This is a genomic window from Micromonospora craterilacus (assembly GCF_003236315.1).
In the GTDB taxonomy this organism is placed as follows: domain Bacteria; phylum Actinomycetota; class Actinomycetes; order Mycobacteriales; family Micromonosporaceae; genus Micromonospora; species Micromonospora craterilacus.
Genome location: NZ_POTY01000023.1, coordinates 18,692 through 43,090, shown reverse-complemented (window position 1 = coordinate 43,090; position 24,399 = coordinate 18,692). Strand labels below are relative to the sequence as shown.

Annotated in this window: 24 protein-coding genes and 3 pseudogenes; 18 read left to right on the top strand and 9 right to left on the bottom strand. The window is 73.3% G+C overall.

The annotated features are described in order from the left end of the window. The 3 genes and pseudogenes from C1I95_RS06335 to C1I95_RS06325 all read right to left on the bottom strand — a co-directional run. Positions 1-407 (bottom strand): annotated as a pseudogene (locus tag C1I95_RS06335) (ATP-binding protein); the annotation flags it as partial. 61 nt (positions 408-468) lie between these two features. Continuing rightward, positions 469-831 (bottom strand): hypothetical protein, encoded by a 363-nt coding sequence (locus tag C1I95_RS06330; RefSeq protein WP_111212817.1) that lies wholly within the window; start codon positions 829-831, stop codon positions 469-471. Between the two features lie 13 nt (positions 832-844). Further along, positions 845-1,162 (bottom strand): hypothetical protein, encoded by a 318-nt coding sequence (locus tag C1I95_RS06325; protein ID WP_111212816.1) that lies wholly within the window; start codon positions 1,160-1,162, stop codon positions 845-847. Positions 1,163-1,504: 342 nt separating this feature from the next. Here C1I95_RS06325 and folP point away from each other — a divergent pair, with 342 nt between their 5' ends. The 7 genes from folP to C1I95_RS06290 all read left to right on the top strand — a co-directional run bounded on the left by folP (position 1,505) and on the right by C1I95_RS06290 (position 6,250). Then, on the top strand, positions 1,505-2,449 hold the full coding sequence (gene folP / locus C1I95_RS06320; protein ID WP_111212815.1) for a dihydropteroate synthase: 945 nt from the start codon (positions 1,505-1,507) through the stop codon (positions 2,447-2,449). Further along, positions 2,446-2,811 (top strand): dihydroneopterin aldolase, encoded by a 366-nt coding sequence (folB, locus tag C1I95_RS06315; protein WP_111212814.1) that lies wholly within the window; start codon positions 2,446-2,448, stop codon positions 2,809-2,811. Before folP ends, folB begins: the two co-directional genes overlap by 4 nt. Continuing rightward, a complete protein-coding gene (gene folK / locus C1I95_RS06310) occupies positions 2,808-3,335 on the top strand; it encodes a 2-amino-4-hydroxy-6-hydroxymethyldihydropteridine diphosphokinase (RefSeq protein WP_111212813.1) in 528 nt (175 codons plus the stop codon). Before folB ends, folK begins: the two co-directional genes overlap by 4 nt. 52 nt (positions 3,336-3,387) lie before the next feature. Beyond that, on the top strand, positions 3,388-3,873 hold the full coding sequence (locus tag C1I95_RS06305; protein ID WP_111212824.1) for a DUF3180 domain-containing protein: 486 nt from the start codon (positions 3,388-3,390) through the stop codon (positions 3,871-3,873). 210 nt (positions 3,874-4,083) lie between these two features. Continuing rightward, complete coding sequence (locus C1I95_RS06300) at positions 4,084-5,310, top strand: ABC transporter permease (protein WP_111212812.1); 1,227 nt, start codon at positions 4,084-4,086, stop codon at positions 5,308-5,310. 66 nt (positions 5,311-5,376) lie between these two features. Continuing rightward, positions 5,377-5,682 carry a hypothetical protein gene (locus C1I95_RS06295; RefSeq protein ID WP_111212811.1) on the top strand — a complete coding sequence of 102 codons (306 nt, stop codon included), beginning with the start codon at positions 5,377-5,379 and terminating at the stop codon, positions 5,680-5,682. Between the two features lie 76 nt (positions 5,683-5,758). After that, entirely contained in the window at positions 5,759-6,250 is a 492-nt protein-coding gene (locus C1I95_RS06290; RefSeq protein ID WP_111212810.1) for a hypothetical protein, read from the top strand. Here the strand turns inward: C1I95_RS06290 and C1I95_RS06285 are convergent. Beyond that, complete coding sequence (locus tag C1I95_RS06285; protein ID WP_111212809.1) at positions 6,247-7,245, bottom strand: ABC transporter ATP-binding protein; 999 nt, start codon at positions 7,243-7,245, stop codon at positions 6,247-6,249. The two genes, C1I95_RS06290 and C1I95_RS06285, sit on opposite strands and share 4 nt — an antisense overlap. 2 nt (positions 7,246-7,247) lie before the next feature. Between C1I95_RS06285 and C1I95_RS06280 the strand changes: the two genes are divergently transcribed. The 4 genes from C1I95_RS06280 (at position 7,248) to C1I95_RS06265 (ending at position 11,886) form a co-directional block, all read left to right on the top strand. Continuing rightward, positions 7,248-7,934 (top strand): ABC transporter permease, encoded by a 687-nt coding sequence (locus C1I95_RS06280; RefSeq protein WP_111212808.1) that lies wholly within the window; start codon positions 7,248-7,250, stop codon positions 7,932-7,934. A gap of 49 nt (positions 7,935-7,983) precedes the next feature. Further along, positions 7,984-8,706, top strand: coding sequence for an ABC transporter permease (locus C1I95_RS06275; RefSeq protein ID WP_111212823.1), 723 nt, complete (start codon positions 7,984-7,986; stop codon positions 8,704-8,706). A 227-nt stretch (positions 8,707-8,933) separates the two neighbouring features. Then, positions 8,934-9,935 carry a glycine betaine ABC transporter substrate-binding protein gene (locus C1I95_RS06270; protein ID WP_111212807.1) on the top strand — a complete coding sequence of 334 codons (1,002 nt, stop codon included), beginning with the start codon at positions 8,934-8,936 and terminating at the stop codon, positions 9,933-9,935. A 166-nt stretch (positions 9,936-10,101) separates the two neighbouring features. Continuing rightward, the gene (locus C1I95_RS06265; RefSeq protein ID WP_111212806.1) at positions 10,102-11,886 is read left to right on the top strand and encodes a hypothetical protein; all 1,785 of its coding nucleotides are present in this window, start codon (positions 10,102-10,104) and stop codon (positions 11,884-11,886) included. Between the two features lie 18 nt (positions 11,887-11,904). Here the strand turns inward: C1I95_RS06265 and C1I95_RS06260 are convergent, their stop codons facing one another. Continuing rightward, positions 11,905-13,086, bottom strand: a complete 1,182-nt coding sequence (locus tag C1I95_RS06260; protein ID WP_199523626.1) for an NADH-quinone oxidoreductase subunit D — start codon at positions 13,084-13,086, stop codon at positions 11,905-11,907. 94 nt (positions 13,087-13,180) lie between these two features. After that, positions 13,181-14,221 (bottom strand): annotated as a pseudogene (locus C1I95_RS06255) (SAM-dependent methyltransferase); the annotation flags it as partial. Positions 14,222-14,360: 139 nt separating this feature from the next. Between C1I95_RS06255 and C1I95_RS06250 the strand changes: the two are divergent. From C1I95_RS06250 to C1I95_RS06235, 4 genes and pseudogenes are all read left to right on the top strand, one after another. Further along, positions 14,361-15,308: pseudogene (locus C1I95_RS06250) on the top strand (Rossmann-like and DUF2520 domain-containing protein); the annotation flags it as partial. A 92-nt stretch (positions 15,309-15,400) separates the two neighbouring features. Continuing rightward, positions 15,401-16,261 carry a pantoate--beta-alanine ligase gene (panC, locus tag C1I95_RS06245; protein WP_111212803.1) on the top strand — a complete coding sequence of 287 codons (861 nt, stop codon included), beginning with the start codon at positions 15,401-15,403 and terminating at the stop codon, positions 16,259-16,261. A 32-nt stretch (positions 16,262-16,293) separates the two neighbouring features. Then, positions 16,294-16,764, top strand: coding sequence for an aspartate 1-decarboxylase (gene panD / locus C1I95_RS06240; protein WP_111212802.1), 471 nt, complete (start codon positions 16,294-16,296; stop codon positions 16,762-16,764). A 220-nt stretch (positions 16,765-16,984) separates the two neighbouring features. Next, on the top strand, positions 16,985-18,451 hold the full coding sequence (locus tag C1I95_RS06235) for an aldehyde dehydrogenase family protein (protein WP_111212801.1): 1,467 nt from the start codon (positions 16,985-16,987) through the stop codon (positions 18,449-18,451). Here the strand turns inward: C1I95_RS06235 and C1I95_RS06230 are convergent, their stop codons facing one another. The 3 genes from C1I95_RS06230 to C1I95_RS06220 all read right to left on the bottom strand — a co-directional run bounded on the left by C1I95_RS06230 (position 18,452) and on the right by C1I95_RS06220 (position 21,868). Then, on the bottom strand, positions 18,452-20,380 hold the full coding sequence (locus C1I95_RS06230) for an ABC transporter ATP-binding protein (RefSeq protein ID WP_111212800.1): 1,929 nt from the start codon (positions 20,378-20,380) through the stop codon (positions 18,452-18,454). A 104-nt stretch (positions 20,381-20,484) separates the two neighbouring features. Then, positions 20,485-21,495 carry a glycosyltransferase gene (locus tag C1I95_RS06225; RefSeq protein ID WP_111212799.1) on the bottom strand — a complete coding sequence of 337 codons (1,011 nt, stop codon included), beginning with the start codon at positions 21,493-21,495 and terminating at the stop codon, positions 20,485-20,487. Positions 21,496-21,532: 37 nt separating this feature from the next. Beyond that, the gene (locus C1I95_RS06220) at positions 21,533-21,868 is read right to left on the bottom strand and encodes a YnfA family protein (RefSeq protein WP_111212821.1); all 336 of its coding nucleotides are present in this window, start codon (positions 21,866-21,868) and stop codon (positions 21,533-21,535) included. A 77-nt stretch (positions 21,869-21,945) separates the two neighbouring features. Between C1I95_RS06220 and C1I95_RS06215 the strand changes: the two genes are divergently transcribed. The 3 genes from C1I95_RS06215 to mgtE all read left to right on the top strand — a co-directional run bounded on the left by C1I95_RS06215 (position 21,946) and on the right by mgtE (position 24,284). Beyond that, a complete protein-coding gene (locus C1I95_RS06215; RefSeq protein WP_111212798.1) occupies positions 21,946-22,443 on the top strand; it encodes a fluoride efflux transporter FluC in 498 nt (165 codons plus the stop codon). Beyond that, on the top strand, positions 22,440-22,814 hold the full coding sequence (gene crcB, locus C1I95_RS06210) for a fluoride efflux transporter CrcB (protein WP_111212797.1): 375 nt from the start codon (positions 22,440-22,442) through the stop codon (positions 22,812-22,814). The genes C1I95_RS06215 and crcB overlap by 4 nt, the downstream gene beginning before the upstream one ends. Positions 22,815-22,955: 141 nt before the next feature. Continuing rightward, the gene (gene mgtE, locus C1I95_RS06205) at positions 22,956-24,284 is read left to right on the top strand and encodes a magnesium transporter (RefSeq protein WP_111212796.1); all 1,329 of its coding nucleotides are present in this window, start codon (positions 22,956-22,958) and stop codon (positions 24,282-24,284) included. Positions 24,285-24,399 lie beyond the last annotated feature (115 nt).

The window sequence follows — 24,399 nt, the reverse complement described above, 5'->3', positions numbered from 1 at the left end:
GGTTGCGCCGGCACCGGGGGCGGTGCCGGCCGGTTGGTCACCGGCGTCGGTCCCGCGGGGGCCGCCTGCTGCGGTACGGCGCGTGCCGGGAGGGCGTTGCCCCGCTGGGCGGAACCGGGCCGGGCGTACGCCCCGCCGAACAGGTCCAGGAAGGGCGAATCGATGTCGGCACCGTCGCGGGTGGACGGTGTGACCGGGCCGGGCTCGGTCGGCACCGCCCGGCGCTGCGGTGGACGGGGCGCCTGGAACACGCCGACGCCACCGTGACCCGGGGTGGCGGCGAGCGCCGGATCCAGGGAGGCGTCGTCGAGCTCACCGGATTGTGGGTAGTCAAACGAACGCGCACGGTTACCGTGCGGTGCGGCCGGGTGCCCGGCCGGGGATCCCGGCGTGGAGGAGCGGCTCATGCGATCGTCCTGCCGGAGTTGCCCGACAACCTCTCAGACGGCCCGTACGGCGTGCAGCCGGTCATGCCAGTTCCTCCCGGATCCTGATCCTGCTGCCGACCAGGCGCGGGTCGCGCTGCTCGGCGGCCGGCTCCCGGGTGCGTCGCCAGTCGGTCAGCGCGGTACGGATCACCATGCGCGCCGGCCGGTCCGGGTCGACGTACCGGAAGACGAACGAGGTGGTCACGATGGCGAGGGCGATCTCCCACGCGGGGAATAGCTCGACCTGCAGCGTGAACAACCAGTGGATGAACATGTAGAGGGGAACGAGCAGGATGAACAGCCCGTACTGGGCGTACGGCAGGTGGACCGGAAGGGTGTAGCCGGGCGGCCCGAGATAGACCAGGCGGGCCCGGTAGATGTCGTCGTCGGTGCGCAGCCGCATCTCGTGCTCGCGCCTATTCGAAGATCAGGTTGATCAGGAAGTCGCCGATGAAGAAGAGGGTGGCGGCTCCGGCGATGAAGGCCAACCCCACGATCGCGATGGCGGAGCTGGTCAGCACCTTGGAAATCTCGCCCCGGCTGGCGCGGCCGATGAAGATGACGCCCAGCACGGCGAGCAGGATCGGAGCGATCTTGCTGGCGAAGAAGGTGACGACTCCCTCGGTGTTGATCCCCTTCGGCTCCTCGGCGGCGAGCGGGATCGACGACGCCAGGGTGGAGAGCAGGTGGGCGGCGTTGGTCGACGCCGTTTCCATCAGCTCGATGGCGATCACTGAAACCTCCCCAAGTCGCGGCCGGCGACGCCGCAGTGGTGCAGTAGGTAAGCCTGGCGGGATCGGTGCTCACTCTGCGCAGCGCCCGAGACCCTGCGTGCATCACTCGCCACGGAAGGTGGCGATTTTTGGGCGGGTTGTCCCGCTTCGGCCCTCCCTCCGGGCGTCGCCATCTCGATGCTGGGCAATTCCACAGCGTACGGGCCGGCCCCCTTTGCGACAAGCCGCGAAGAGTCTGCCCGATCCGACCCAGACGACCGATCGTACACCTGTTCTAATTGGCATGTCAGGCCCCCGACCCGGCCTGCTCGGGGCGGTCGGAACGACCGGTACCGTCTAGTCGTGACTGATCTGCTACGGGCGCCGGCCCCGGTGGTGATGGGCGTCCTGAACGTCACGCCCGACTCGTTCTCCGACGGCGGACGCTACGCCGACGTCGGTGCCGCTGTCGCACACGGCGTCCGGCTGCGGGCCGACGGAGCCGGGTTGGTGGATGTCGGGGGCGAGTCGACCCGGCCCGGTGCCGACCGGATCGACGCGGAGACCGAGGCCGCCCGGGTGGTGCCGGTCATCCGCGAACTGGCCGCCGCCGGCGTACCGGTCAGCATCGACACCACCCGCGCCCGGGTCGCCGAGGCGGCCCTCGCGGCCGGCGCGGTCGTGGTCAACGACGTCTCCGGCGGTCTCGCCGACCCGGACATGGCCCGGGTCGTCCGCGACGCCGGCTGCCCGTGGGTGCTGATGCACTGGCGGGGCCACTCCCGGCGGATGACCGAGCTGGCCAGCTACGGCGACGTGGTCGCCGACGTCCGCGCCGAACTGGGCCAGCGGGTGGCCGCGGCGCTCGCCGCCGGGGTGGCGGCGGACCGCATCGTCATCGATCCGGGCCTCGGCTTCGCCAAGACAGCGGCACACAACTGGCAGCTCAGCGCCCGGCTGTCCGAGCTGCTCGACCTCGGCTGTCCGCTGCTGTTCGGCGCGAGCCGCAAGTCGTACCTGGGCCTGCTGTTGGCCGGACCCGACGGCACGCCCCGCCCCACTGCCGGTCGGGAGGCGGCCACCGTCGCCACCAGCCTGCTCGCGGTCGCCGCCGGCGCCTGGGGGGTGCGGGTGCACGACGTGCGGGCCACCGTCGACGCACTCGCCGTCTGGCAGGCCACCGGTCGCCCGCGCCTGGCCCACGCGCCCGGCGCCCCGCTGCCGGAGGCCGCGGTGACCGCTGGCACCGCCCGTGGTGCTGCCGGTCCCCCGGCCGGTGGCCCGGCCGACCGGGGAGCGCTGCGGTGACCGACCGGATCGAGCTGACCGGCCTGCGGGCGCACGGTCGGCACGGGGTGTACGACTTCGAACGCGTCCAGGGCCAGGAGTTCATCGTCGACGCCGTACTGGAGCTGGATCTTGCCCCGGCCGCCCGGTCCGACGACGTGACCGACACCGTGCACTACGGCGAGCTCGCCGAGCGGCTGGTGGCGGTGGTCACCGGCGAGCCGGTGAACCTGATCGAGACCCTCGCCGACCGGCTGATCGAGGTCTGCCTGGCCGATCCCCGGGTGTCCGGCGCGACGGTCACCGTGCACAAGCCGGAGGCACCGGTCCCGCACACCTTCACCGACGTGGCCGTGACGATGCGCCGGACGCGTACCCGATGACGCGGGCCGTGCTCTCCCTCGGCAGCAACCTCGGCGACCGGCTCGGCCACCTGCGCACCGCGCTGGCGACGTTCGACGACAGCATCCTGGTGGTCTCCGGGGTGTACGAGACCCCACCGTGGGGCGACACCGAGCAGCCGGCGTACCTGAACGCCGTGCTGTTGGCCGCGGACCCGGCGGCCGGCCCGCACGACTGGTTGGCGCGGGCCCGGGCGGCGGAACGCGCCGCCGGCCGGGTCCGCGACCCGCTGCGCCGCTTCGGCCCCCGTACGCTCGATGTCGATGTCATCGCGGTCTGGACCGACGACGACCGTCCGGTGCTCAGCGACGACCCGGAGCTGACCCTGCCGCATCCCCGGGCGCATCTGCGGGCCTTCGTGCTGCGGCCGTGGATCGACATCCAGCCCTACGGCCAACTGCCCGGACACGGTTGGTTGACCGACCTGCTGACCGCCGGGCCGGCCGCTGCCGAGGTAGCGGAACTGCGACCCCGCCCGGATCTGGCGTTAGAGTCGACGGCATGAGCGAGTGCAGGCGGTCGGCATGACGCAGTCCCCACCGCCCGACGGGTCGCGGATGGCACCCACCCGAATCTCGACCCTGGTGGTGACCGCCCTGGCCGCCGCGGCGGCCGCCTGGTTGCTGATCAGCAGCATCTACTACAACCGGCTGCCGGCGCTGCCGTGGCTGCCGGTGGTCACCCTGGCCGGGCTCGCCGTGCTGGAGACGTACGCCGCGATCAACACCCGGGCGCGGATCGAGCGACGGCCCGGCCGGGATCCGGTCAACCCCCTGATGGTTGCCCGGTTCGTCGTGCTGGCCAAGGCGTCCGCCCTGGTCGGGGCCATCTTCACTGGCGTGTATGCCGGCCTGGCCGGTTGGTTGTTCGTGCAGACCACGCAGGCTGCCGTCGACGACCGGCCGGCCGCCCTCGCCGGCCTGCTGGCCTCGATCGCCCTGGTGGCCGCCGCGCTCTGGCTGGAGCGGTGCTGTCGGGTCCCGGAGCGGCCGGAGGACGAGCACGAGCCCGACGACTGGCAGAGCCGCCCCGGCCAACGTTAAGGCTGGTGTCGGAGCTTCCAGGGCCGGCGTGGAAGTAACCGGCCGGCCACGTCCCGCCACAGCCGGTGCCGGGACGTCGACCCCCTGCCCGCAGGGGGTTACGCCCCGGCTCCGGGCGCAGGTACGGTGCCTGCGACCGGATGGGCAACGGCCGCCGTCGGCCCGCTCGCGCGTCGATGGAGTCCGGGCGGCCGCTGGGAGGCGGGAATCATGGGGTACGACGAACCGGGCCGGAGCGGGCAACCGGAGCCAACCTCGGCCGTGCCCGCCGTCGGGGTGGACGCCGTCGTGGACGACCCCGACAACAACGGTGAGCCGGGCCGGGACCGCTTCGGCGTCTACGTGGTCTGGGAGACACTCCTGCTGCTCGGCTTCGCCGCGCTGGTCTACCTGCTCTGGCAGGAGGATCCGGCCGCGCTGCGGGGCGCCGGACTGCGCGCCCTCATCGTCGCCGTGGTCGGCATCGGGCTGCTGGCGCTGGCCGCCGGGCTGAGCCTGCGTACCGCGGCGGCGAACCTGGCGATCGGGCCGGTGGCGGTCGCGGCCGGGTTGCACTTCGCGGAACAGGGCGACCGGGGCTTGCTCGTCGGCGTCGGCACGGCCGCCGCGGTGGCCGCGCTCGGTGGGCTCCTGCTGGGCCTGCTGGTGGTGGTGCTGCACGTGCCCGGCTGGGCGGCCAGCCTCGGCGGCGCGGCCGGCGTGATCGTCTATATCGAACAGCGGTCCGCGCCGGTGCTCGTGCAGGCGGACTACGATCCGCGCTCCAGCGCCGGACAGCTCTTCGTCGGCTTCGCCGCGATCGCGGTGTTCGGCGGGTTGTTCGGGGCGGTGGGCCCGGTCCGCCGGCTGGTCGGCCGGTTCCGTCCGGTCGCCGATCCGGCGCGCCGCCGTGGCGCGGCCGCGGCCGTGGTGGTCACCGGCGGGTACGTCTGCTCCACCGTGCTGGCAATGCTCGCGGGGGCGCTCATCGCCTCGGCCGACGGTGCGGTGACGCCGTCCGCCGGGCTGGACTGGACGCTGCTGGCGGTGGGCGCGGCACTGCTCGCCGGCACCAGCGCCTTCGGCCTGCGGGGCGGCGTGTTCGGCACCCTCCTGACGGCCGGCGCGATCGGCCTGTTCCTCGCGTACGCGCAGGCGCGCGGCTGGACGGTCAGCCGGTGGGCCGTCGGTGGCGCGGTGCTGGTCGCCGGCCTGCTGGTCACCCGGCTGGTCGAGACGTACGGCCGGCCGGCACCGGCCGCGACGGTGCTGCCCGCGCCGCCGTCGCCGCCCGTGGACGCCACCAACGGCGGTGGGTGGACCGTGGCACGGCCGGAGCCGGTCGGCGACTGGCCCCCGGTCCTGCCGGCGCAGCCGACCGGAAGCCCGGCCGACCCGTGGGGGACCCGGCGCTGGGAGACCGGCCCGCGCACCTGGGAGGACGCCGAGGACCGGTGACCGATCCGGGTGTTTCCCGCGCGCCGTCGGCGCGCCGGATGTGATCTCGGCGGTTAGGCTCGGCGCATGACCGACACATCATCGATCTCCGGCGGCCGGTCGTTCGAGGAGTTGGACGCCCTCTCCACCGAGGAACTGCGCGAGCAGGCGTTCGCGGTGGCCCGGGAGCGCCGGGACGTGGGATTCTTCTGGTCGGTGCTGCGGCACCTGCCGAACGCGGACGAGGCCGCCGCGCTGGACGGGGCGCCGAACTCGGTGGGCCCGACGATCGACGAGGCGGCCGCCCTGTGGCGGGAGATGACCGGTCACGGGTACGAGGAGTCCGCGCCGCTGCTGCGCGCCGCCTTCATCGACTACCTGATGAAGCACTGATCGGCGGAGTCCGGCGTAACCCCATAAATCGCGCCTCGCGTTTGCCCACGTCGATCCGCTGGGAACTAGCGGGGCCATGGCTCTCACCAATCGTTACAAGACCGCACCGGGTGCCGGCACGCTCGCCGCGCTCATCCTCGTCCTGGTCTTCGGCAGCCCCTGGTACGCCGACTGGGCCAGGGCCAACACCGACCCGGACACCGCCGGCGGGTGGTTCCTGAGACTGCTCGCCTGGCCGGCCTGGCGATTCGACTCCTCCGACTCGATCCAGGAGATCTTCGCGGCCGACCTGAAGGCGATCCTCGTGGTCGTCCTGACCGCCGTCTTCCTCTACCTCCTCCCGGGTTCGCAGCTCTCCCGGGCCCGAGGCACCCTCAGCCAGTTCTTCGCCGGCTGGGCGGCGTACGTCTTCGCGGGGGCCTTCGCGGCCCTGCTCACCGCGCTGATCCGGACCAACCCGTCGCTGCTCGGCGCCTTCCAGGCGGCCGGTGACGGCGCCGAGTACGGACTCTTCGTCGGCTGGATCATCGGAATCGCCACGCTGGGCAGCTGGCGGGGACGGCGCTAGCCCCCGGTCGGCCCGACCAGCGCCAGGACGCGCTCCCGGCTGAGCATGCCGACCGGTCGTCCCTGCTCGGTGACCACGGCGTGCCCTCCGGTCGAGGTGAGCAGGACGGCCAGCGCGTCGTACGCCGAGCCGCCCAGCGGCACCGCCGGCAGGTCCGCCCCACCGTCGGCGGGCAGCGGATCGAGCACGTCGCGGGTGACCGGGGTGACCGCCAGTCGGCGGATGCCCCGGTCGGCGCCGACGAACTCGCGGACGAACGGGGTGGCCGGGTTGCCGAGCAGGGCCGCCGGGGTGTCGTACTGCTCCAGCCGGCCGCCCTCGGAGAGCACCGCGATCCGGTCGCCGAGCCGGACCGCCTCGTCCAGGTCGTGGGTGACCAGGACGATGGTCTTGCGGACCTCGGCCTGCAGGCGCAGGAACTCCTCCTGGAGCCGGGTCCGGACGATCGGGTCGACGGCGGAGAACGGCTCGTCCATCAGCAGCACCACCGGATCGGCGGCGAGCGCCCGGGCCACGCCGACCCGCTGCCGCTGGCCGCCGGAGAGTTCGTGCGGGTAACGCCGGCCGAACTGCGCCGGATCGAGGCCGACCAGTTCCAGCAGTTCCTCGACGCGGCGCCGGGCGCGGTCCCGGTCCCAGCCGAGCAGGCGGGGCACCGTGGCGACGTTGGCGGCCACCGTCTGGTGGGGGAACAGCCCGACGTTCTGGATGACGTAGCCGATCCGCCGCCGCAGCGTCACCGGGTCGACCCGGGTGACGTCGGAGTCGCCGAGCATGATCCGACCGGCGGTCGGCTCGATCAGGCGGTTGATCATCCGGAGCACGGTCGACTTGCCGCAGCCCGAGGGCCCGATCAGCACGACCAGCTCACCCGCGTCGACGTGCAGGCTGAGTTCCCGGACCGCCTCGGTGCCGTCCGGATAACGCTTGCCGATGCCGTCAAGGGTGATCGACGCCGCGCGCTGACCGCCGTCGGCGACCGGGGTACCGTCCACGTATGTCCTTCCGCCTGAGCTACCGGGCTGACCCGGGTAACCCGTGGTTCTCCTGGCAGTACGTGCGGGACAACTCTGACACGGTGCTGGCCGCCCTGCGCGACCACACCACCCTGACCGTACGGGCGGTGTTGATCGCCGCGCTGATCGCCGTCCCGCTGGCCGTGGTGGCGTATTGGTTCCGGCCGCTCACCGGGCCGATTCTCGCACTCACCGGGGTGCTCTACACGGTCCCGTCCCTGGCCCTGTTCGCGTTCATCGCGCCCTACCTGGGCATCGGCGTCGCGACCGTGCTCAGCGTGGTGGTGCTGTACGCGCTGCTGGTGATCGTCCGAAACACCGTCGCGGGGCTCAACCAGGTGCCCGCCGAGGTCCGCGAGGCGGCCGAGGGCATGGGGTACGGCCGCTGGGGCCGACTGCTGCGGGTGGAACTGCCGCTGGCCCTGCCCGGCATCCTCACCGGCCTGCGGCTGGCGACGGTCTCCACGGTGGCCCTGGTCACCGTCGGGGTGGTGATCGGTCGTGGTGGGCTCGGGCAGGTCATCTTCGCCGGCTTCCAGAACAATCTCTACAAGGCCCAGATCATGACCGGGACGCTGCTCTGCGTCCTGCTGGCCCTGGTGCTCGACCTGGTCCTGGCCGGCGTGGGCCGGCTGCTCACCCCGTGGCTGCGCGGGCGGGTCGGGTGAGCACCGGGGCGAGCGCCGGACGGTGGGACCTGACCAGCCGGAGGCCACGTTGAATCCCGTACAGCAGTTGGTGGTCTGGCTCAACGACCCGCTGAACTGGACGAACCCGGGCGGCGTCCTGGACCGGCTCGGCGAGCACGTGAGCATGTCGGCCGCCGCGGTGCTGCTCGGCTGCCTGGTGGCCTGGCCGCTCGGGCTGTGGCTGGGCCACACCGGCCGTGGGGGCGGGGTGGTCGTGCTCGTGTCCAACCTCACCCTGTCGGTGCCGACGCTGGCCCTGCTGACCATCCTTCCGCTGACCTTCCTCGGTTTCGGCCGACCGGCCGTGGTGGTCGCCCTGGCGGTGTTCGCGGTGCCGCCGCTGCTGGCGAACGCGTACACCGGGGTGCGGCAGGTCGACCCGCAGACCCGGGAGGCGGCGCGCGGCATGGGCATGACCGGCGCGCAGGTGCTTCGCCAGGTCGAGCTGCCCCTCGCCGTGCCCTACCTGGCCGCCGGCTTCCGGACCGCCGCGGTCCAGGTGGTCGCCACCGCGGCCCTGGCGACCTTCGTCAACGGCGGTGGTCTGGGCGAGATCATCCGATTCGGGTTCGGCCTGAGCATCGCTGTGGGCGGCGGTCAGATCCTCGCCGGCGGCCTGCTGGTCGCCGGGCTCGCGGTCAGCGTGGAGCTGCTCTTCGCGTACGTCGAGCGGCTGGTCACGCCGCGCCCGCTGCGCCGTAGCCGGCGCGGTGCCGGTCGGCGTGCGGCGGACGCGATCACCGGATCCTGATCCGGGGCCCGGGCCTGAGGCCCCGCGCCGAGGTGTCATACAATCTCTACCGGGAAACTGGGATATAGGCATCGGCATGGTGACGTTCCAGTGACGAACGCCGCCAGAAGTTGTCGGTGGGCGGCGGCAGGATGTTGGGTGGACGTTGCGGGCGGCCGGACGGCGGATCGCCCGTCGGACACGCGGCCGGCCCGAACGGGTCGCGCCGGGACACGGAAGGCGGGCTCATGCGCGCAGGTAAAAGACTGTCCATTGCCGTTGTCGGTGCCATCGCGGCGGCGGGGGTGTTGGCCGGGTGCGGCGAGGCCGGCTCGTCCGGCACCGAGGCACCGCAGCAGGCTGCTGCCGGCGAGGGTTGCGCCCCGGTCGCCGGCCAGCAGCTGATCGCGCTCGACGACGACAAGTCTCTGCAGAACGCCGACAACATCATCCCCGCGGTCCACAGCAAGGCGGCCACGCCGCAGCTCATCGCGGCGCTGGACAAGGTCTCGGCCGGGCTCGACACCCCGGCCCTGGTGCAGCTCAACAAGGCGGTCGACGTCGACCGCAAGAGCGCGCAGGCGGCGGCGCAGGACTTCGTCACCGCGAACGGGCTCGCCGACGGCGTCGAGAAGGGTCCGGGCGGCAAGATCACGGTGGGGGCGGGCAACTTCACCGAGAGTGAGCTTATCGCCGAGCTCTACAAGCTTCAGCTGACCGCGGCCGGTTACCAGGTCACCGTGCAGCAGATCGGCAACCGGGAGCTCTACGAGCCGGCACTGGAGAAGGGCGAGATCCAGGTCGTCCCGGAGTACGCGGCCACCATGGCCGAGTTCCTCAACGGCAAAGTTAACAGCGGTGCCCAGCCGGTCTCCTCGCCCGACGTGGACGCCACCATCACCGCGCTGCGGGGTCTCGGCGAGAAGGTGGGCGTCACCTTCGGCGCGCCGGCCAAGGCACAGAACCAGAACGCCTTCGCGGTGACCACGGAGTTCTCCGAGAAGTACGGCGTGCGGACCCTGTCCGAGCTGGCCGAGAAGTGCTCGGGCGCGGCGACGGTGCTGGGCGGCCCGCCGGAGTGCCAGGAGCGCCCGTTCTGCAAGCCGGGCCTGGAGAAGACCTACGGGCTCGCGGTGGGCTCGTTCTCCTCGCTCGACGGGGGCGGCCCGCTGACCAAGACCGGTCTGCGTAACGGCACGATCAGCGTCGGCCTGGTCTTCTCCACCGACGCGGCGTACGCGCAGGGCTGAGCACCTAGGCACCGTCGTGGCATCTTCTGGCGCCCCCGGCCGAGCTGGCCGGGGGCGCTGCCGTGTGCCGCTGGGCCGACCCGTTCCGGGATGTCGCCGACGGCTTGCCGTTCAGCTGCCGCCGAGCCGTTCCCACGTAACGCAACTCTCGGTAGGCTGCGGACCCATGTCCGCCCCGGTGCCCGCCGACACGCGCAACCCGCAGCTACTCACCGTGCTCTTCTGGGGCGGTGTGGCCCTGGCACCGGTGGCGGCGTTGATACTGCTGGTCGCCGACGGTAACGGCCCGCTGCGGTTCGCCGCGGTGCTGGCCATCGTGGCCGTGGTGCTGATCGGGCTCTCCATCGCGCTGCGTACCGAGGGCGGCGGACAGGCCCACGCCGAGGAACTGCGCGAGGAGATCGACGAGTTGCGGCGGGAGCTGCGTGGCGAGATCGTGGCCGCCGCCCAGCGGGGAAACCAGGCACTCGACGAGGCCCAGCGGGTCCAGACGGCGCTGGCCGGCCTGCGCCGCCAGGTCGACGCCGGTGGCGGCCCGGCCGGCGGTGAGGAGCCGCCGGGCCCGGGGCGTGCCCGGGTGCCGGCGCCGGAACCGGAGGCACCGGCGCGCTACGCCGAGCGGCCCGCCGGCCAGGCCGGGGTGTACGGCACGGCCCAGGCCGCCGGCCACGGCGCCGGCCCAGCTGGCGGGTACGACGACCGCCCGGCCGGGGGGTACGACGACCGCCCGGCCGGGGGAAACGACGACCGCCCGGCCGGCGGGTACGAAGGTGACCGACCCGCGGCCGGACACGCCGGTGACCGTCCGGCGTCCGGATCCGCCGGTTACGGCGTTGAACGCCCCGCCGCAGGCTATGCCGGTGACCGCCCGGCCACCGGCTCCGCCGGGGTTTACGGCTCGGCCGCCCGCCCCGAGCCCGGCAGCCGTTCCGGTGATCCGGCACCGCGTCCGCTCGGCGTCGTGCGGCATACCGAGACCGTGCACGTCACCACCCGACACACCGTTGTGGACGGCGGGGTGGGCGAGTCCGGCACCCGGTACGGCGGTTACGCCACCCCGTGGTCGTCGCAGCAGGAGGAGCCCGCGCGGAGTCATCATGGCGCGGACCGCGACGACCGGTCGTGGTCCGACGCGGACGAGCGCTCCCGCCGGGACGACGGCCGCTCCTGGTCCGGCCCGGCCCGGGAGGAGGAACGCCCCTGGTCCGGCCCGGCTCGGGACGAGGAACGGTCCTGGTCGGATTCCCGGGACGAGCGCCCGTGGTCCGCGCAGCGCGAGGACTGGTCCACACAGCGCGACGACCGTGCCGCCCACCGCGACGACCGTGCCGCCCACCGCGACGACCGCTCCGCCCACCGCGACGACCGCTCGGTACGCGGGGACGATCGCGACTGGGGTGGGTCCCGCGACGAGCGGGGCTGGGACGGCGGGGGACAGCAGTGGGAGGCCCCCGCCGAACAGTCCCCGCCCGGCCGGTCGTCCCGGCCGGACGACACCGGGCAGTACTGGGCGCAGCTGCGTGCCGGTGACCGGTGGGCCGCCGTACGCGACGACGACCGGGGACGCGAGCTTCGGGTCGGCGAGCGCCGTGCCGAGGTGCACGCGGACCACGCCGGCACCGAGTACCGGGTGGAGGACCGCTGGGCCAGCGTGCGGCGCGGCGAGCCACGACGTGACGAGTCGCGGCGCGAGGCCGATCGCGATGAGGCGTGGCGGGACGGCTGGGGCGAGCCGGAGGACCGCCCCGCGCTGCCGGCCGGTGGGGTTCCGGTGCCGGAGGAGTGGCGGCCGCCCCGCCAGCGTTATTACCAGCCCGAGCCGGGTCGCGGGTACCAGCCGGAGCCGGCCCGCGGGCAGCGTCCCGATCAGGAGCCGTACGGCCGGCGGCACCACGCCGAGGAGCCCGGCTACGGCCACCCGGCCCACGACGGCACCAACCGCTGGCGCTGATCGCCCGGACTCACCGGGTCACTTGTCGATGTCGCCGACCACGAAGAACATCGAGCCGAGGATGGCGATCAGGTCCGGCACCAGGCAGCCGGGCAGCAGAGTGGCCAGCGCCTGCACGTTCGCGTACGACGCGGTGCGCAGCTTGAGCCGCCACGGCGTCTTCTCGCCCCGGGACACCAGGTAGTACCCGTTGATGCCGAGCGGGTTCTCCGTCCAGGCGTAGGTGTGCCCCTCGGGTGCCTTGAGCACCTTCGGCAGTCGAGTGTTGATCGGCCCGGTGAGCCGGTCGACCCGGTCCAGACACTGCTCGGCCAGGTCGAGTGAGGCGTACACCTGGTCGAGCAGCACCTCGAAGCGGGCGTGGCAGTCGCCGGTCGTACGGGTGACCACCGGTACGTCGAGCTGGTCGTAGGCCAGGTACGGCTCGTCCCGGCGCAGGTCCAGGTCCAGACCGGAGGCTCGGGCGACGGGGCCGGAGGCGCCGAACGCGGCGGCGTCGGCGGCGGAGAGCACGCCCACGCCGACCGTACGGGCGAGGAAGATCTCGTTGCGCCGGATCAGGTTGTCCAGGTCGGGCATCCGGCGGCGTACCTCGCCGATCGCGGCGCGGGCCCGGCCGGTCCATCCCGACGGGATCTCCTCCTTCAACCCGCCGACCCGGTTGAACATGTAGTGGATCCGCCCGCCGGAGACCTCCTCCATCACCGCCTGCAGCGTCTCCCGCTCCCGGAAGGCGTAGAACATCGGGGTGATCGCGCCGATCTCCAGCGGGTACGAGCCGAGGAACATCAGGTGGTTCAGCACCCGGTTCAGCTCGGCCAGGGCCATCCGCAGCCAGGTGGCCCGTTCCGGCACCTCCATGCCCATCAGCCGTTCCACGGCGAGCACCACGCCCAGCTCGTTGGCGAACGCCGAGAGCCAGTCGTGCCGGTTGGCCAGCACGATGATCTGTCGGTAGTCGCGTACCTCGAACAGCTTTTCCGCGCCCCGGTGCATGTAGCCGACGACCGGTTCGGCGGCGATCACCCGCTCGCCGTCGAGGACGAGCTTGAGCCGCAGCACGCCATGTGTGGAGGGATGCTGCGGACCGATGTTGAGCACCATGTCCGTGCCGAGCTGCTCCCCGCCGGTGCCCGCCACCAGCCCGGCGCCGGTACCGACGGTCAGCTCACGCAGGTCGCCCGTGGTCATGCCCGCCATCGTGCCATGAACCCGGCATCCGGGCGCTGGACGCCCGCTGGTCCCGGCTGTCCGAAAGGGCGGCGCCCGTGGGTCGCGGTTCGTACCATCCGCGCACGCCGACCGGCTGCCACAGCCACCAGTGCCCACCCAGCCCGGCCGGGTCGGTCAGTTCGGCCGCCGCCGACGCCTCGGCGAGCGCCCGCACGTACCCGGCCGGGTCGCGGGCGGCCAGGCTCAGCGGTGGTCGCCCGCCGTCGGCCCCGAGCGCCCGCAGCCCCTCCCGCTGCGACCCCAGGAGGTACGCGCACCGGCCGACCCGCTCACCGGCGGAGGCGACCGAGTCCATCGCGACGTGCGCGGTGACATCAGATGAGCCGTCCGGCACCGGCGGCACCTGCCGCCCGCCCCGGTACCCGGTCAGCGACCCGTCGACCGGCCGGTCCCCGCGCAGATGCCCGTAGTCCACGGCCAACGCCAGCCCCCGGTCGACGTGCCCCACCGCATCGGCCCACGCCTCGTCTCGCGTCCGCCCGATTTCCGCTCGCTCTGTCCTGGGGGCACCGACGGCCGGCAGCGGCCACCAGGTGTTCAGCCAGTTGGCGTCCGCTTCGCTGACCGGGCCACCTGTCGTCTCCTCGCCCGACGTCGGCTCCACCAGCAGGTAGCGCCAGCCTTCGGGGGTGTGGACGGCCAGGTCGAGGGGGACGTTGTCGAGCCATTCGGTGGCGATCAGCAGCCCGGTGATGCCGGTGGGGATCTTGTCGGCCCAGGTGATCTGTTCGGGCAGGTCCTCGGGGCGTGGGGCGAGCTCGACGGCGGTGAACCGTACCCGCCGGGCCAGCGGAACCGACGCGGTCTCCGACGCAGGGGCCGACCCTGACCAGGTGGGCTCCCCGGAAACCCCAAGAGTGGCCCCCGCGGAGAGCGCGCGAAGGAGTTCCCCGCGCCCGGCCCCCACGTCCACCACCTCGAACGGGTCGGGGAAGTCGAGGGCCGCGTCGACCTGCGTGACGAGGCGGAGCAGGGACCGAGCGAAGACCGGAGAGGCGTGCACGCTGGTGCGGAAGTTCGCTGCCGGCCCGGTGCCCGCGACGAAGAAGCCGCCGGGCCCGTAGAGAGCCTGCTCCATCGCGTCCCGCCAGGGCAGATTCATCAGGTCATCCTCGTTTCCGGGGTGCCACTGCGGGGTGCTCGCGCGAGCGGTGAACGATTTCACACATCCTTGTTTCGGATCCATGTCGGCGACGCATACTTGCCTCGACCGGTACCCATCTCGAGGACTGGATCGTGACATGAGCGCACCGCTGCGCCCGCACCCGGGCGCTCGCCGGCGGCCCGCGACCGTGCCGTCTGCCCAGGTCGCCACCCCTTCCGTGCACACTGTCGGCATCATCGGCACCGGGCGGGTCGGTGCCACCCTGGGCGCCGCGCTGGTCGCCGCCGGCCACCGTGTGGTCGCCGCCACCGGGTCTTCCGGTGCGTCCCGGGCCCGGCTGGCGCTACTGCTACCCACCGTCTCCCGCCGCCCGGCCGCAGCGGTCGCCCGGGCGGCCACCGACCTGCTGCTGATCGCCGTACCGGACGATGCGCTCGCCGGGGTGGTCGCCGGCCTGGCCGCCGACGGTGCGCTGCGCCCCGGCCAGGTGATCGCGCACACCTCCGGGGCGCACGGCCTGGCGGTGCTGGCGCCGGCCACCGCGGCCGGCGCGCGTCCGCTGGCGCTGCACCCCGCGATGACCTTCACCGGTACGCCCGACGACCTCGGCCGGTTGCCCGGCATCTCGTACGGCGTGACCGCACCGGCCGAGTTGCGTCCGCTGGCCGCCCGGCTGGTGGCGGACCTCGGCGGGGTGCCGGAGTGGATCGGGGAAGCCGACCGGCCGCTGTACCACGCGGCGCTGGCGCACGGCGCCAACCACCTGGTGACCCTGGTCAACGAGGCGGCCGACCGGCTGCGCGACGCGGGCGTGGGGCAGCCCGAGAAGGTGCTCGGCCCGCTGCTGCACGCCGCCCTGGAGAACGCGTTGCGCCTCGGTGACGACGCGCTGACCGGCCCGGTGTCCCGGGGCGACGCGGGCACCGTCGAGCGGCACCTGACCCGGCTGGCCGCGACCGCGCCCGAGTCGGTCGCCCCATACCTGGCACTGGCCCGGCGCACCGCGGACCGGGCGGTGGCCGCCGGTCGGCTGCGCCCGGTCGACGCCGAGCCGCTGCTCGGCGTCCTCGGTCGGGACCACACCGAGCTGGTGGGCGTGAGCGAGCGGCAGCGAGCGGATCATCGGCGCAGTGCGGACAACGCTCAGGCCGGTGCCGAGCGAAGCGAGGTGGCGGCATGAACGAGGCAGGTCCGGTGCTGGTGCACACCCGCGCCGAGTTGGCCCGGGCCCGGGCCACTCTCACCGGAACGGTGGGGGTGGTGATGACCATGGGCGCCCTGCACGAGGGACACGAGACGCTGCTGCGGGCCGCCCGCGAGCGGGCCGACCACGTGATCGTCACGATCTTCGTGAACCCGCTGCAATTCGGGCCCAACGAGGACTTCGACCGCTATCCGCGTACCCTCGATGCCGACCTGGCGGTGTGCCGGCGGGCCGGCGCCGACCTGGTCTTCGCGCCCTCGGTGGCGGCGATGTACCCGGGTGGTGAGCCGGCGGTACGGGTCAACCCGGGCCCGCTCGGCGAGGACCTGGAGGGGCTCAGCCGGCCGGGGTTCTTCCACGGCGTGCTCACCGTGGTGCTGAAACTGCTCCAGCTCACCCGGCCCGATCTGGCCTTCTTCGGCGAGAAGGACTACCAGCAGTTGACCCTGATCCGGCGGATGTGCCGGGACCTGGACGTGCCGGTGGAGGTGGTCGGGGTGCCGACCGTCCGGGAACCGGACGGGCTGGCGCTGTCCAGCCGCAACCGCTACCTCTCGTCGGCCGAGCGGCAGACGGCGCTGAGCCTGTCCCGGGCGCTGCGCGCCGGTGCCGAGGCCGCCGACGTCGGCCGCGACGCCGGGGCGGTGCTGACCGCCGCGCATGCCGCCTTCGGCGCCGACGCGGCCGACGCTCGGCTCGACTACCTCGTGCTCACCGATCCCGAACTGGAGCCCGGGCCGGTCCGCGGCCCGGCCCGGCTGCTGGTCGCCGCCTGGGTGGGTGCCACCCGGCTGATCGACAACGCCCCGGTCCGGCTCGACCCGGCCTCCTGACCTCAGACACTTTTCGCGTGAGAGGCGTCCCGATGTACCGCACCATGCTCAAGTCCAAGATCCACCGGGCCACGGTGACCCAGGCGGACCTGCACTACGTCGGCTCGGTGACCGTCGACGAGGACCTGCTCGACGCCGCTGACCTGCTGCCGGGCGAGCAGGTGGCGATCGTGGACATCACCAACGGGGCCCGGCTCGAGACGTACGTGATCCCGGGCCGGCGGGGCAGCGGCGTGATCGGCATCAACGGTGCCGCCGCCCACCTGGTGCACCCGGGTGACCTGGTCATCCTGATCTCGTACGGCCAGATGGACGACGCCGAGGCCCGCACGTACCGCCCACGGGTGGTGCACGTCGACGCCGACAACAAGGTTGTCGACCTGGGCACCGACCCGTCCACCGCCGCTCCCGGCACCGCCGGCACCCCCGGCCCCGCCTCCCCGGTGTCGATCGACCCACCGTGTTCCTGCGCCTGCACCTTCCAGCCGAACAACTCGGCGTAGAAGTGGCTGGCCACCGCCACGTCCGGGACTCCGAACTCGAAGTACGACAGCTGTCCTGCCACGACCGACCTCCTCCGTCATCGATCCGGGGCGCTTAGCCGCCACCCGACCGTCCGGATGGGGCTGCCTAACACAACAAACTACACTAGGATCCGACCCAACATACTCCGCTGACCGCCCGCCGGGAGCTGGCGTGCCGAGCCGGAAGAGGTGTCCCAACGTGCCCGTCACCGCCGCCCCGACAGAGCTGATCCCGGACACCGGCGCCCTCATCGGGGCCACCCGCACAGCCACCACCACCGGCGGCGTGCACCAGCACGTCTACGCCGCCGACGGACGAGCCACCGCGGCCGTGCCGCTCGCCGGCGCCGCCGAGATGGACGCGGCGGTCCGCGCCGCCGGCGCGGCCCTCGACGGCTGGCGGGCCACCGCCGGCAACGTACGGCGTGACCTGCTGCTGCGCCTGGCCGAGCTGGTCGAGCGGCACGCCACCGACCTGGCCGGGCTACAGACGCTGGAGAACGGCTGCCCACGGCAGTTCGCCTCGGTGATGCCGAGCGTCGCGGTCGACCACCTGCGCTACAACGCCGGCTGGGCGGACAAGATCGGCGGTGAGGTCGTCCCGACGTGGCCGATACGGGCCCTCGACTACACCCTCGACGAACCGTACGGCGTGGTCGCCCTGATCATCCCCTGGAACGGCCCACTGGTCTCCGTCGCGCAGATGCTCGCCCCGGCGCTCGCGGCCGGCAACACGGTCGTGCTCAAGCCGTCGGAGCTGGCGCCGTTCACCGCGTTGCGCCTCGGCGAGCTGGCCCTGGAGGCGGGTTTCCCGCCCGGCGTGGTCAACGTGGTGCCGGGGGCGGCGGCCGGCGGCGAGGCGCTCGTGCGGCACCCGGGCGTGGACAAGGTGCACCTCACCGGCGGCGGGGCGACCGCCCGGAAGATCCTCGCCGCCGCCGCGGACCGGCTCGTCCCGGTCGGCCTCGAACTGGGCGGCAAGTCCGCCCACATCATCTTCGGCGACGCCGACGTCCGGATGGCGGCGCGACTGGCGATGAGCGGCGTGATCGCGTTGAGCGGGCAGGGTTGCGCCAACGGCACCCGGGTGCTGGCGCACTCGTCGGTCTACGACGAGGTGCTGCGTACCGTGGCCGCACGGCTGGCCCGGGTGCGGCTCGGTGACCCCGCCGACGAGCGCACGATGATGGGCCCGGTGGTCAGCGAGAACGCCTGCCAGCGGATCCTGGGCGTGGTCGAACGGGCCCGCGAGCAGGGCCACGGCCGGCTGGTGACCGGCGGCGAGCGGCTCGACGGCGACCTCGGCGACGGCTACTTCGTCGCCCCGACGGTCTTCGCCGAGGTCGACCCGGCCAGCGAACTCGCCCAGGAGGAGATCTTCGGGCCGGTGCTGGCCTTCACCTCCTTCGACACCGAGGAGGAGGCCGTCCGGCTGGCCAACGGCACCCGCTACGGCCTCGGGGCGTACCTGCACACCACCGACCTGCGCACCGCGCACCGGGTGAGCCGGGCGGTCGCCGCCGGCAGCGTCTGGGTCAACGGGGTGCCCGGCGTCCTGCCGTCGGCCCCCTTCGGCGGGGTACGGCAGAGCGGCTGGGGACGGATCGGCGGCGAGGCCGGCGTACGGGAGTTCCTGCGACCGAAGAACGTCTGGATCGCCACCTGATCAGAGCCGCCAGGACCGGGCCGCCTCCTGCTCGGCCCACATCCGCGCGTACCGGCCCTGCCGGGCCAGCAGCTCGTCGTGCCGCCCGACCTCGACCACCTCGCCGCCGTCCAGCACGACGATCCGGTCGGCGTGCCGGACGTTGGCCAGCCGGTGGGTGATCAGGATCGTGGTGCGGCGGCCCTGCCGGTCGCGGATGGCTTGGAACAGCGCGTCCTCGGCGCGCGGGTCGAGCGCGGAGGACGGCTCGTCCATGACCAGCAGTTCCGCGTCGCGGAGGAACCCACGGGCGGCGGTGATGCGCTGCCACTGCCCGCCGGAGAGGTCCTGCCCGTTGGCGAACGTGCGGTCGAGCAGCGTCTCGTACCCGTGGGGCAGCTCGCGGATCATGTCATCGGCGACGGCGCGGGCAGCGGCGGCCTCGATCCGGTCCTGCCGGGCCTCGGTGTCGATGTCGCCGATGGCGATGTTCGTGGCCGCGGTGAACGGCCACTTGTGGTACTCCTGGGTTACCACGGCGATGCGGTTCCGCAGCCCGTCGCGGTCCCAGTCGGGCAGCGGCCGGCCGTTCCAGCGGATGGCACCCTCGGTGGGCGTACGCAGGGTGGCGATCATCGCGGCGAGGCTGGTCTTGCCCGAGCCGTTCTCGCCGACGAAGGCGACCGTCTGTCCCGCCTCGATGGTCAGCGTGACGCGGTCCACCGCCGGGTCGTCCCGTTCGGGATAGCGCAGGCTCACGTCGTCGACCGTCAGTACCCGCAGCCGGTCGGGGGTCGCGGGATTGGCCGGCCCGGGCAGGTAGGCGGCGGCACGGGTCATGAACCCGGTGTAGTCGCGGAAGTGCTGACCCTCGGTGTAGACGCGGTCGACCTGGAAGGTGACGACGGACAGCGAGCGCTGCGCCGCCTGCACCGCGATCACGCAGGTCGCCGCGGCGGCGAGCGGGATGTGTCCCTCGATCAGCAGCAGGCCGAGCAGGACGTAGACCACGGCGGTGGCGACGCCCCCGATCACCGACCCGACCGTGGTGGTCGTGGTGACCCGGCGGGCCAGGGCGAGCTGGATGTCGGTCTCCACCCCCATCACGCGGTCGTACTGGTCGAGCAGGAAGCGGCGCAGCCCGTACGAGCGCAGCTCCGGTGCCGAGTCCCGCTCGGCCATCAGCCGGTGCAGCAGCCACATCCGGCGCCGCCGTACCGAGCCGGCGATGTAGGTCTGGTAGCGCAGATGCCCCGCCCGCAGCGACGCCCACGCGTTCGGCACCGTCGCGAACAGCAACGCCAGCAGCAACAACGGGTGGATCACCACCACGGCGACCGCCACCGCGATCACCCCCACCAGCCCGGCGAGCAGGTTCATCGACGCCTGCACCAGGTCGATGGCCGAGTCCGTGCCCCGGGAGGCGCGTTCCATGTCGTCGGCGAACGCGTCCGCGTCGAACGCCTCCAACCGCACCGCCGTGGTCACCTCGAACAGGCCCCGCTCGACCTCCCGGCTCACCCTCGGCGTCAGCCCGTTCAGCGCGTACCCGGTGGCGATGCCCATCCCGGCCCGCACCGCGGTCGCGCCGGCCAGCACCGCGAGCGCCGGCAACGCGGCGGCCACCTTGTCCCCGGTCGGCCCACCGGCGAACAACTCCACCAGCACCCGCTGCGTGGCGAGCAGCCCGAACGCGGCCATCACCCCGGCACCGACCGTCGCCACCGCCACCACCGAGGTACGCAGCCGGTCGGCTCCCCAACTGATCCGCAGGGCCGCCCAGACCAACCGGGGCAGCTCGGCGAAGACGGCGAACAGTCCCGCTTCCGCCCGCGCCCGTACCCCCGTCTCCCACCACATCGCCCGCAGTTCCGGCAGCACCGACTCGGCGGGCGTCGCCGGCCCGGTGCGCTGCGGTCCGGTACGGCGTCGGGTCGGAACAGCGGCCATGGAAGTACCTCCTCGCAGCCGGACAGCTACTTATGGTCACTGTCGACGCAACGGTGGTCCAGCCCTTTCGGCGCGCCGAACCGCCCAGCCGGCACCGAGGGGCGTCAGTGCCCGCGGGCGTACTCCGGCAGCCGGCGGGCGACCTGCTCCGGCGACGGCATCCGGGCGATCTCTACGGCGAGCGCACGCGCGGCGTCACGGTAGCCGGACCGGTGCGGCAGCAGCCGCCCGACGTACGCCGCGACGGCCTCGGCGCTCACCTCGCCGGGCGTTAGGCGCAACCCCGCGCCCACGGCACTGACCGCCTCGGCGTTGGCGAACTGGTCGGCCCCCTGCGGCAGGATCAGCTGCGGTACGCCGGCGGCGAGCGCACCGAGCGTGGTGCCGCTGCCCCCGTGGTGCACCACCACGTCGACCTGCGGCAGCAACTCCGCCTGCGCGACCCAGCGCCGCACGGTGACGGTGCCCGGCAGCTCGCCGAACTGCTCCACCGGCACCCGACCGGCGGCGACCACGACGCGGGCGGCCAGCCTGGCCAGTCCGTCGATGACGGTGGCAAGCAGCTCCCGGGTGCCGAACGCGGTGCCGAGCGTCAGGTAGATAAGCGGCAGCGGCCGGCGGTGGCTGTCCCAGCCGGGCAGCGGCGCCGACTCGGAGTAGGGGACGGGACGCAACTCGATCCGCTCCGCGGCGGCGACGAAGCCCTTGTCCTGCAGGGAGGGCGGGCAGATGTCGAGGTGTGGCCGCCCGGCCGCCTCGGCGACCGTGGTCGGCAGCTCCAGGCCGATGCCGTCCGGGATCATCCGGCCGAAGCCGTGCCAGATGCCGGGGATGCCGGCCCGGGCGGCGGCGATCGCGGCTCCCGGCACCCCCCAGCCCGACACCACCAGGTCGGGTGCCAACCGGGCCAGCTCCGGTGCCAGATCCTCGGCGTACATCTCGTAGAACGCGTCGGCGGGACGGAACGGACGCAGCCCGTTCGCGGCCAGCGGGGCGTGCACCGCCTCCCCGGCGGCGAAGTGCACCTCGTGCCCGGCCTCGCGGACGGCGACCGCCAGCGGGATCATCGGGTAGGTGTGACCGACCGACGCCAGGCTGGCGAAGAGCACGCGCATGGCCGCCACCGTACGCCCGGCTCAGGTGGTGCGTCGGTCAGGCGCCGCGCGGGGCATACATGATGACGGCCACGCCGAGCAGACAGAGCGCCGCGCCGGTGAGGTCCCACCGGTCCGGGCGGAAGCCGTCGACCACCATGCCCCAGGCCAACGAACCGGCGACGAACACCCCGCCGTACGCGGCCAGGACGCGGCCGAAGTTCGGGTCGGGCTGGAAGGTGGCGACGAAGCCGTACGCGCCCAGGGCGAGCACCCCCGCGGCGATGAACCACAGCCCCCGATGCTCGCGCCAGCCCTGCCACACCAGCCAGGCCCCGCCGATCTCGGCTATCGCGGCCAGGACGAACAGCAGCACGGAACGCAGCACGGTCACCCGCCGCACCCTACTGCCGGTTACCGAGGATCGGCCAGGCGGCGGCGCTATCCTCGACCACCGGTAGGAGGTGACCCGTGCAGCCTGACCGACCGCCCATCGACCCGGATGTCGATCTCCAAGTTCCGGGTCAGCGCACCGAACTGCGGCAGGGCACCGCCAGCCTGCTCGCCGCGGTGGCCGCCGGTGGGGTCGTCGGCGGGCTGGCCCGGCACGGGCTGACCGTGGCCTGGCCGTACCCGCCCCGGGGGTTCCCGTGGGCCATCTTCACCGTCAACGTCTCCGGTTGCCTGCTGATCGGCGTGCTGATGGTGCTGGTCACCGAGGTGTGGCGGGCACACCGGCTGGTCCGACCGTTCCTCGGCACCGGCCTGCTCGGCGGCTACACCACCTTCTCCACGTACGCCGTGCAGGTGCAGCAGGCGGTCGCCGTCGGTGCCGTCCGGACCGGGTTGCTCTACCTCGCCGGCACCCTGCTCACCGCCCTGGCCGCAGTCTGGGTCGGGATGGCCCTGACCCGCCTGGCCACCGGGCGCGAGCCGCACCCGGGCCGGCGCGGGAGCGAGCTGACATGAGCGTCCTCCTCGTCGCGCTCGGCGCTGCGGTCGGCGCGCCGTTGCGCTATCTGGTGGACCGGGCGGTGCAGGCCCGCCACGACTCCGCCTTCCCGTGGGGCACCTTCGTGGTCAACGTCGCTGGCTGTCTCCTGCTCGGCGTCCTGGTCGGCGGTGCCACCGCCGGTGCGGTGCCGGGTTCGCTGGTCACGCTGCTCGGCACCGGCCTGTGCGGGGCGTTGACCACCTACTCGACCTTCGGCTACGAGACGGTCCGGCTGTTCGAGCAGGGTTTCCGGCTCGGCGCCCTGCTCAACGTGGCGGCCAGCGTCGCCGCCGGGCTGGGTGCCGCGTTCGCCGGCGTCATGGTGGCGCAAGCCATCTGGAACTGACGCGGGCGGAGTCCGGCGCGCCCGCCCGGGTAGATTGCGGATCATCCCGCAGGCCAGTGGGTGTCCGTACCCGCTGCCCGGCGCTGCCGACCACCCGGACCGGGGTCCCCGTCAGGACGGCGCCGCCCCGGAGGTGATCGGATGACCGCGACGTTGCAGCAGCTCGTCGACCGCAACGACCTCGACCTGATCCGCCGGTGGCTGGACACCCGTCCGCCCCACGAGATCGCCGACGCGCTCGCCCGGCTCGACCGGGTGGCCGCCGGAGTGCCGTTCCGGCTGCTCGACAAGGACCGCGCGCTCACCGTGTTCGAGGAACTGGCGCCGGTCGACCAGCAGCGCATCCTGCTGGGGCTGCGCGACCAGGCATTCCACGACCTGGTCGAGGGGATGGACCCGGACGACCGGGCGCGGATGTTGACCGAGACCCCGGCCAAGGTCGCCAAGCGCGTCCTGGCCGGGCTGTCGCCGCACGAACGGCAGATGACCGCCGAGCTGCTGGGTTACCCGCCGGGATCGGTCGGCCAGATCATGACCCCGGAGACGGTCGCGTTGCCCCGGCAGGTCACCGCCGCCGAGGCCCTCGACGTGGTACGCCGCAAGGGCGCCGACGCCGAGACGGTGTACGTGCTGCCGGTGGTCGACCCGGGCCGCTGCCTGGTCGGTGTGGTGGAGCTGCGGGAGCTGGTGCTGAGTCCCGCCGACGCGCCGGTGGCCGAACTGGTCGACGCCGGCGTGCCCCGGGTGCGGGCCACCGACCCGGCCGAGGACGCCGCCCGCCTGATGCGGGAGACCAACACCCTCGCGCTGCCCGTGGTCGACAGCGAGGACCGCCTCGTCGGCCTGCTCACCATCGACGACGCCGTGGAGATCATCGAGGCCGCGGACACCGAGGACGTGGCCCGCCAGGCGGGCACGGCGCCGTGGCCGGGTCACTACATGGCGGTAAGCGTGTGGCGGCTGGCCCGTTCCCGCGCTCCCTGGCTGCTGCTGCTCATCGTCGCCTCGGTGCTCACCGTGAACGTCCTCCAGGTCTTCGAGGCCACCCTGTCGCAGGTGACCGCGCTGGCCCTGTTCATCCCCCTGCTCGTGGGCACCGGCGGCAACGCCGGGGCGCAGGCCACCACCTCCGCCGTACGCGCCATCGCGCTGGGCGAGCTGCGCGGCTCGGACCTGCCGGCGGTCATCTGGCGGGAGTCCCGGGTCGGCCTGCTGCTCGGGACGCTGCTGGCGGTGGTCGGTCTGGTCGTCGGCGCGGTCGTGGTCGGCGGTGAGATCGCCCTCGTCGTCGGGCTGTCCCTGGTGATGATCTGCGCCTGGGCCGCCACCGTCGGCGCCACCATGCCGTTGCTGGCAAAGCGGCTGCGCATCGACCCCGCCGTGGTCTCGGCGCCGATGGTGACCACCCTGGTCGACGCCACCGGGCTGATGATCTATTTCGCCGTCGCGCACGCCGTCCTGTCGCTGTGATCCGATCCTCCGGGTTTGCCGCTCGTTCTGGTGGGTAGACCGCGGCCCGCACTCGTGCCTACGCCGCGCCAGCCGAGGAGACCCGCGATGACCCTGGCCACGCCGCAGCCGCCGC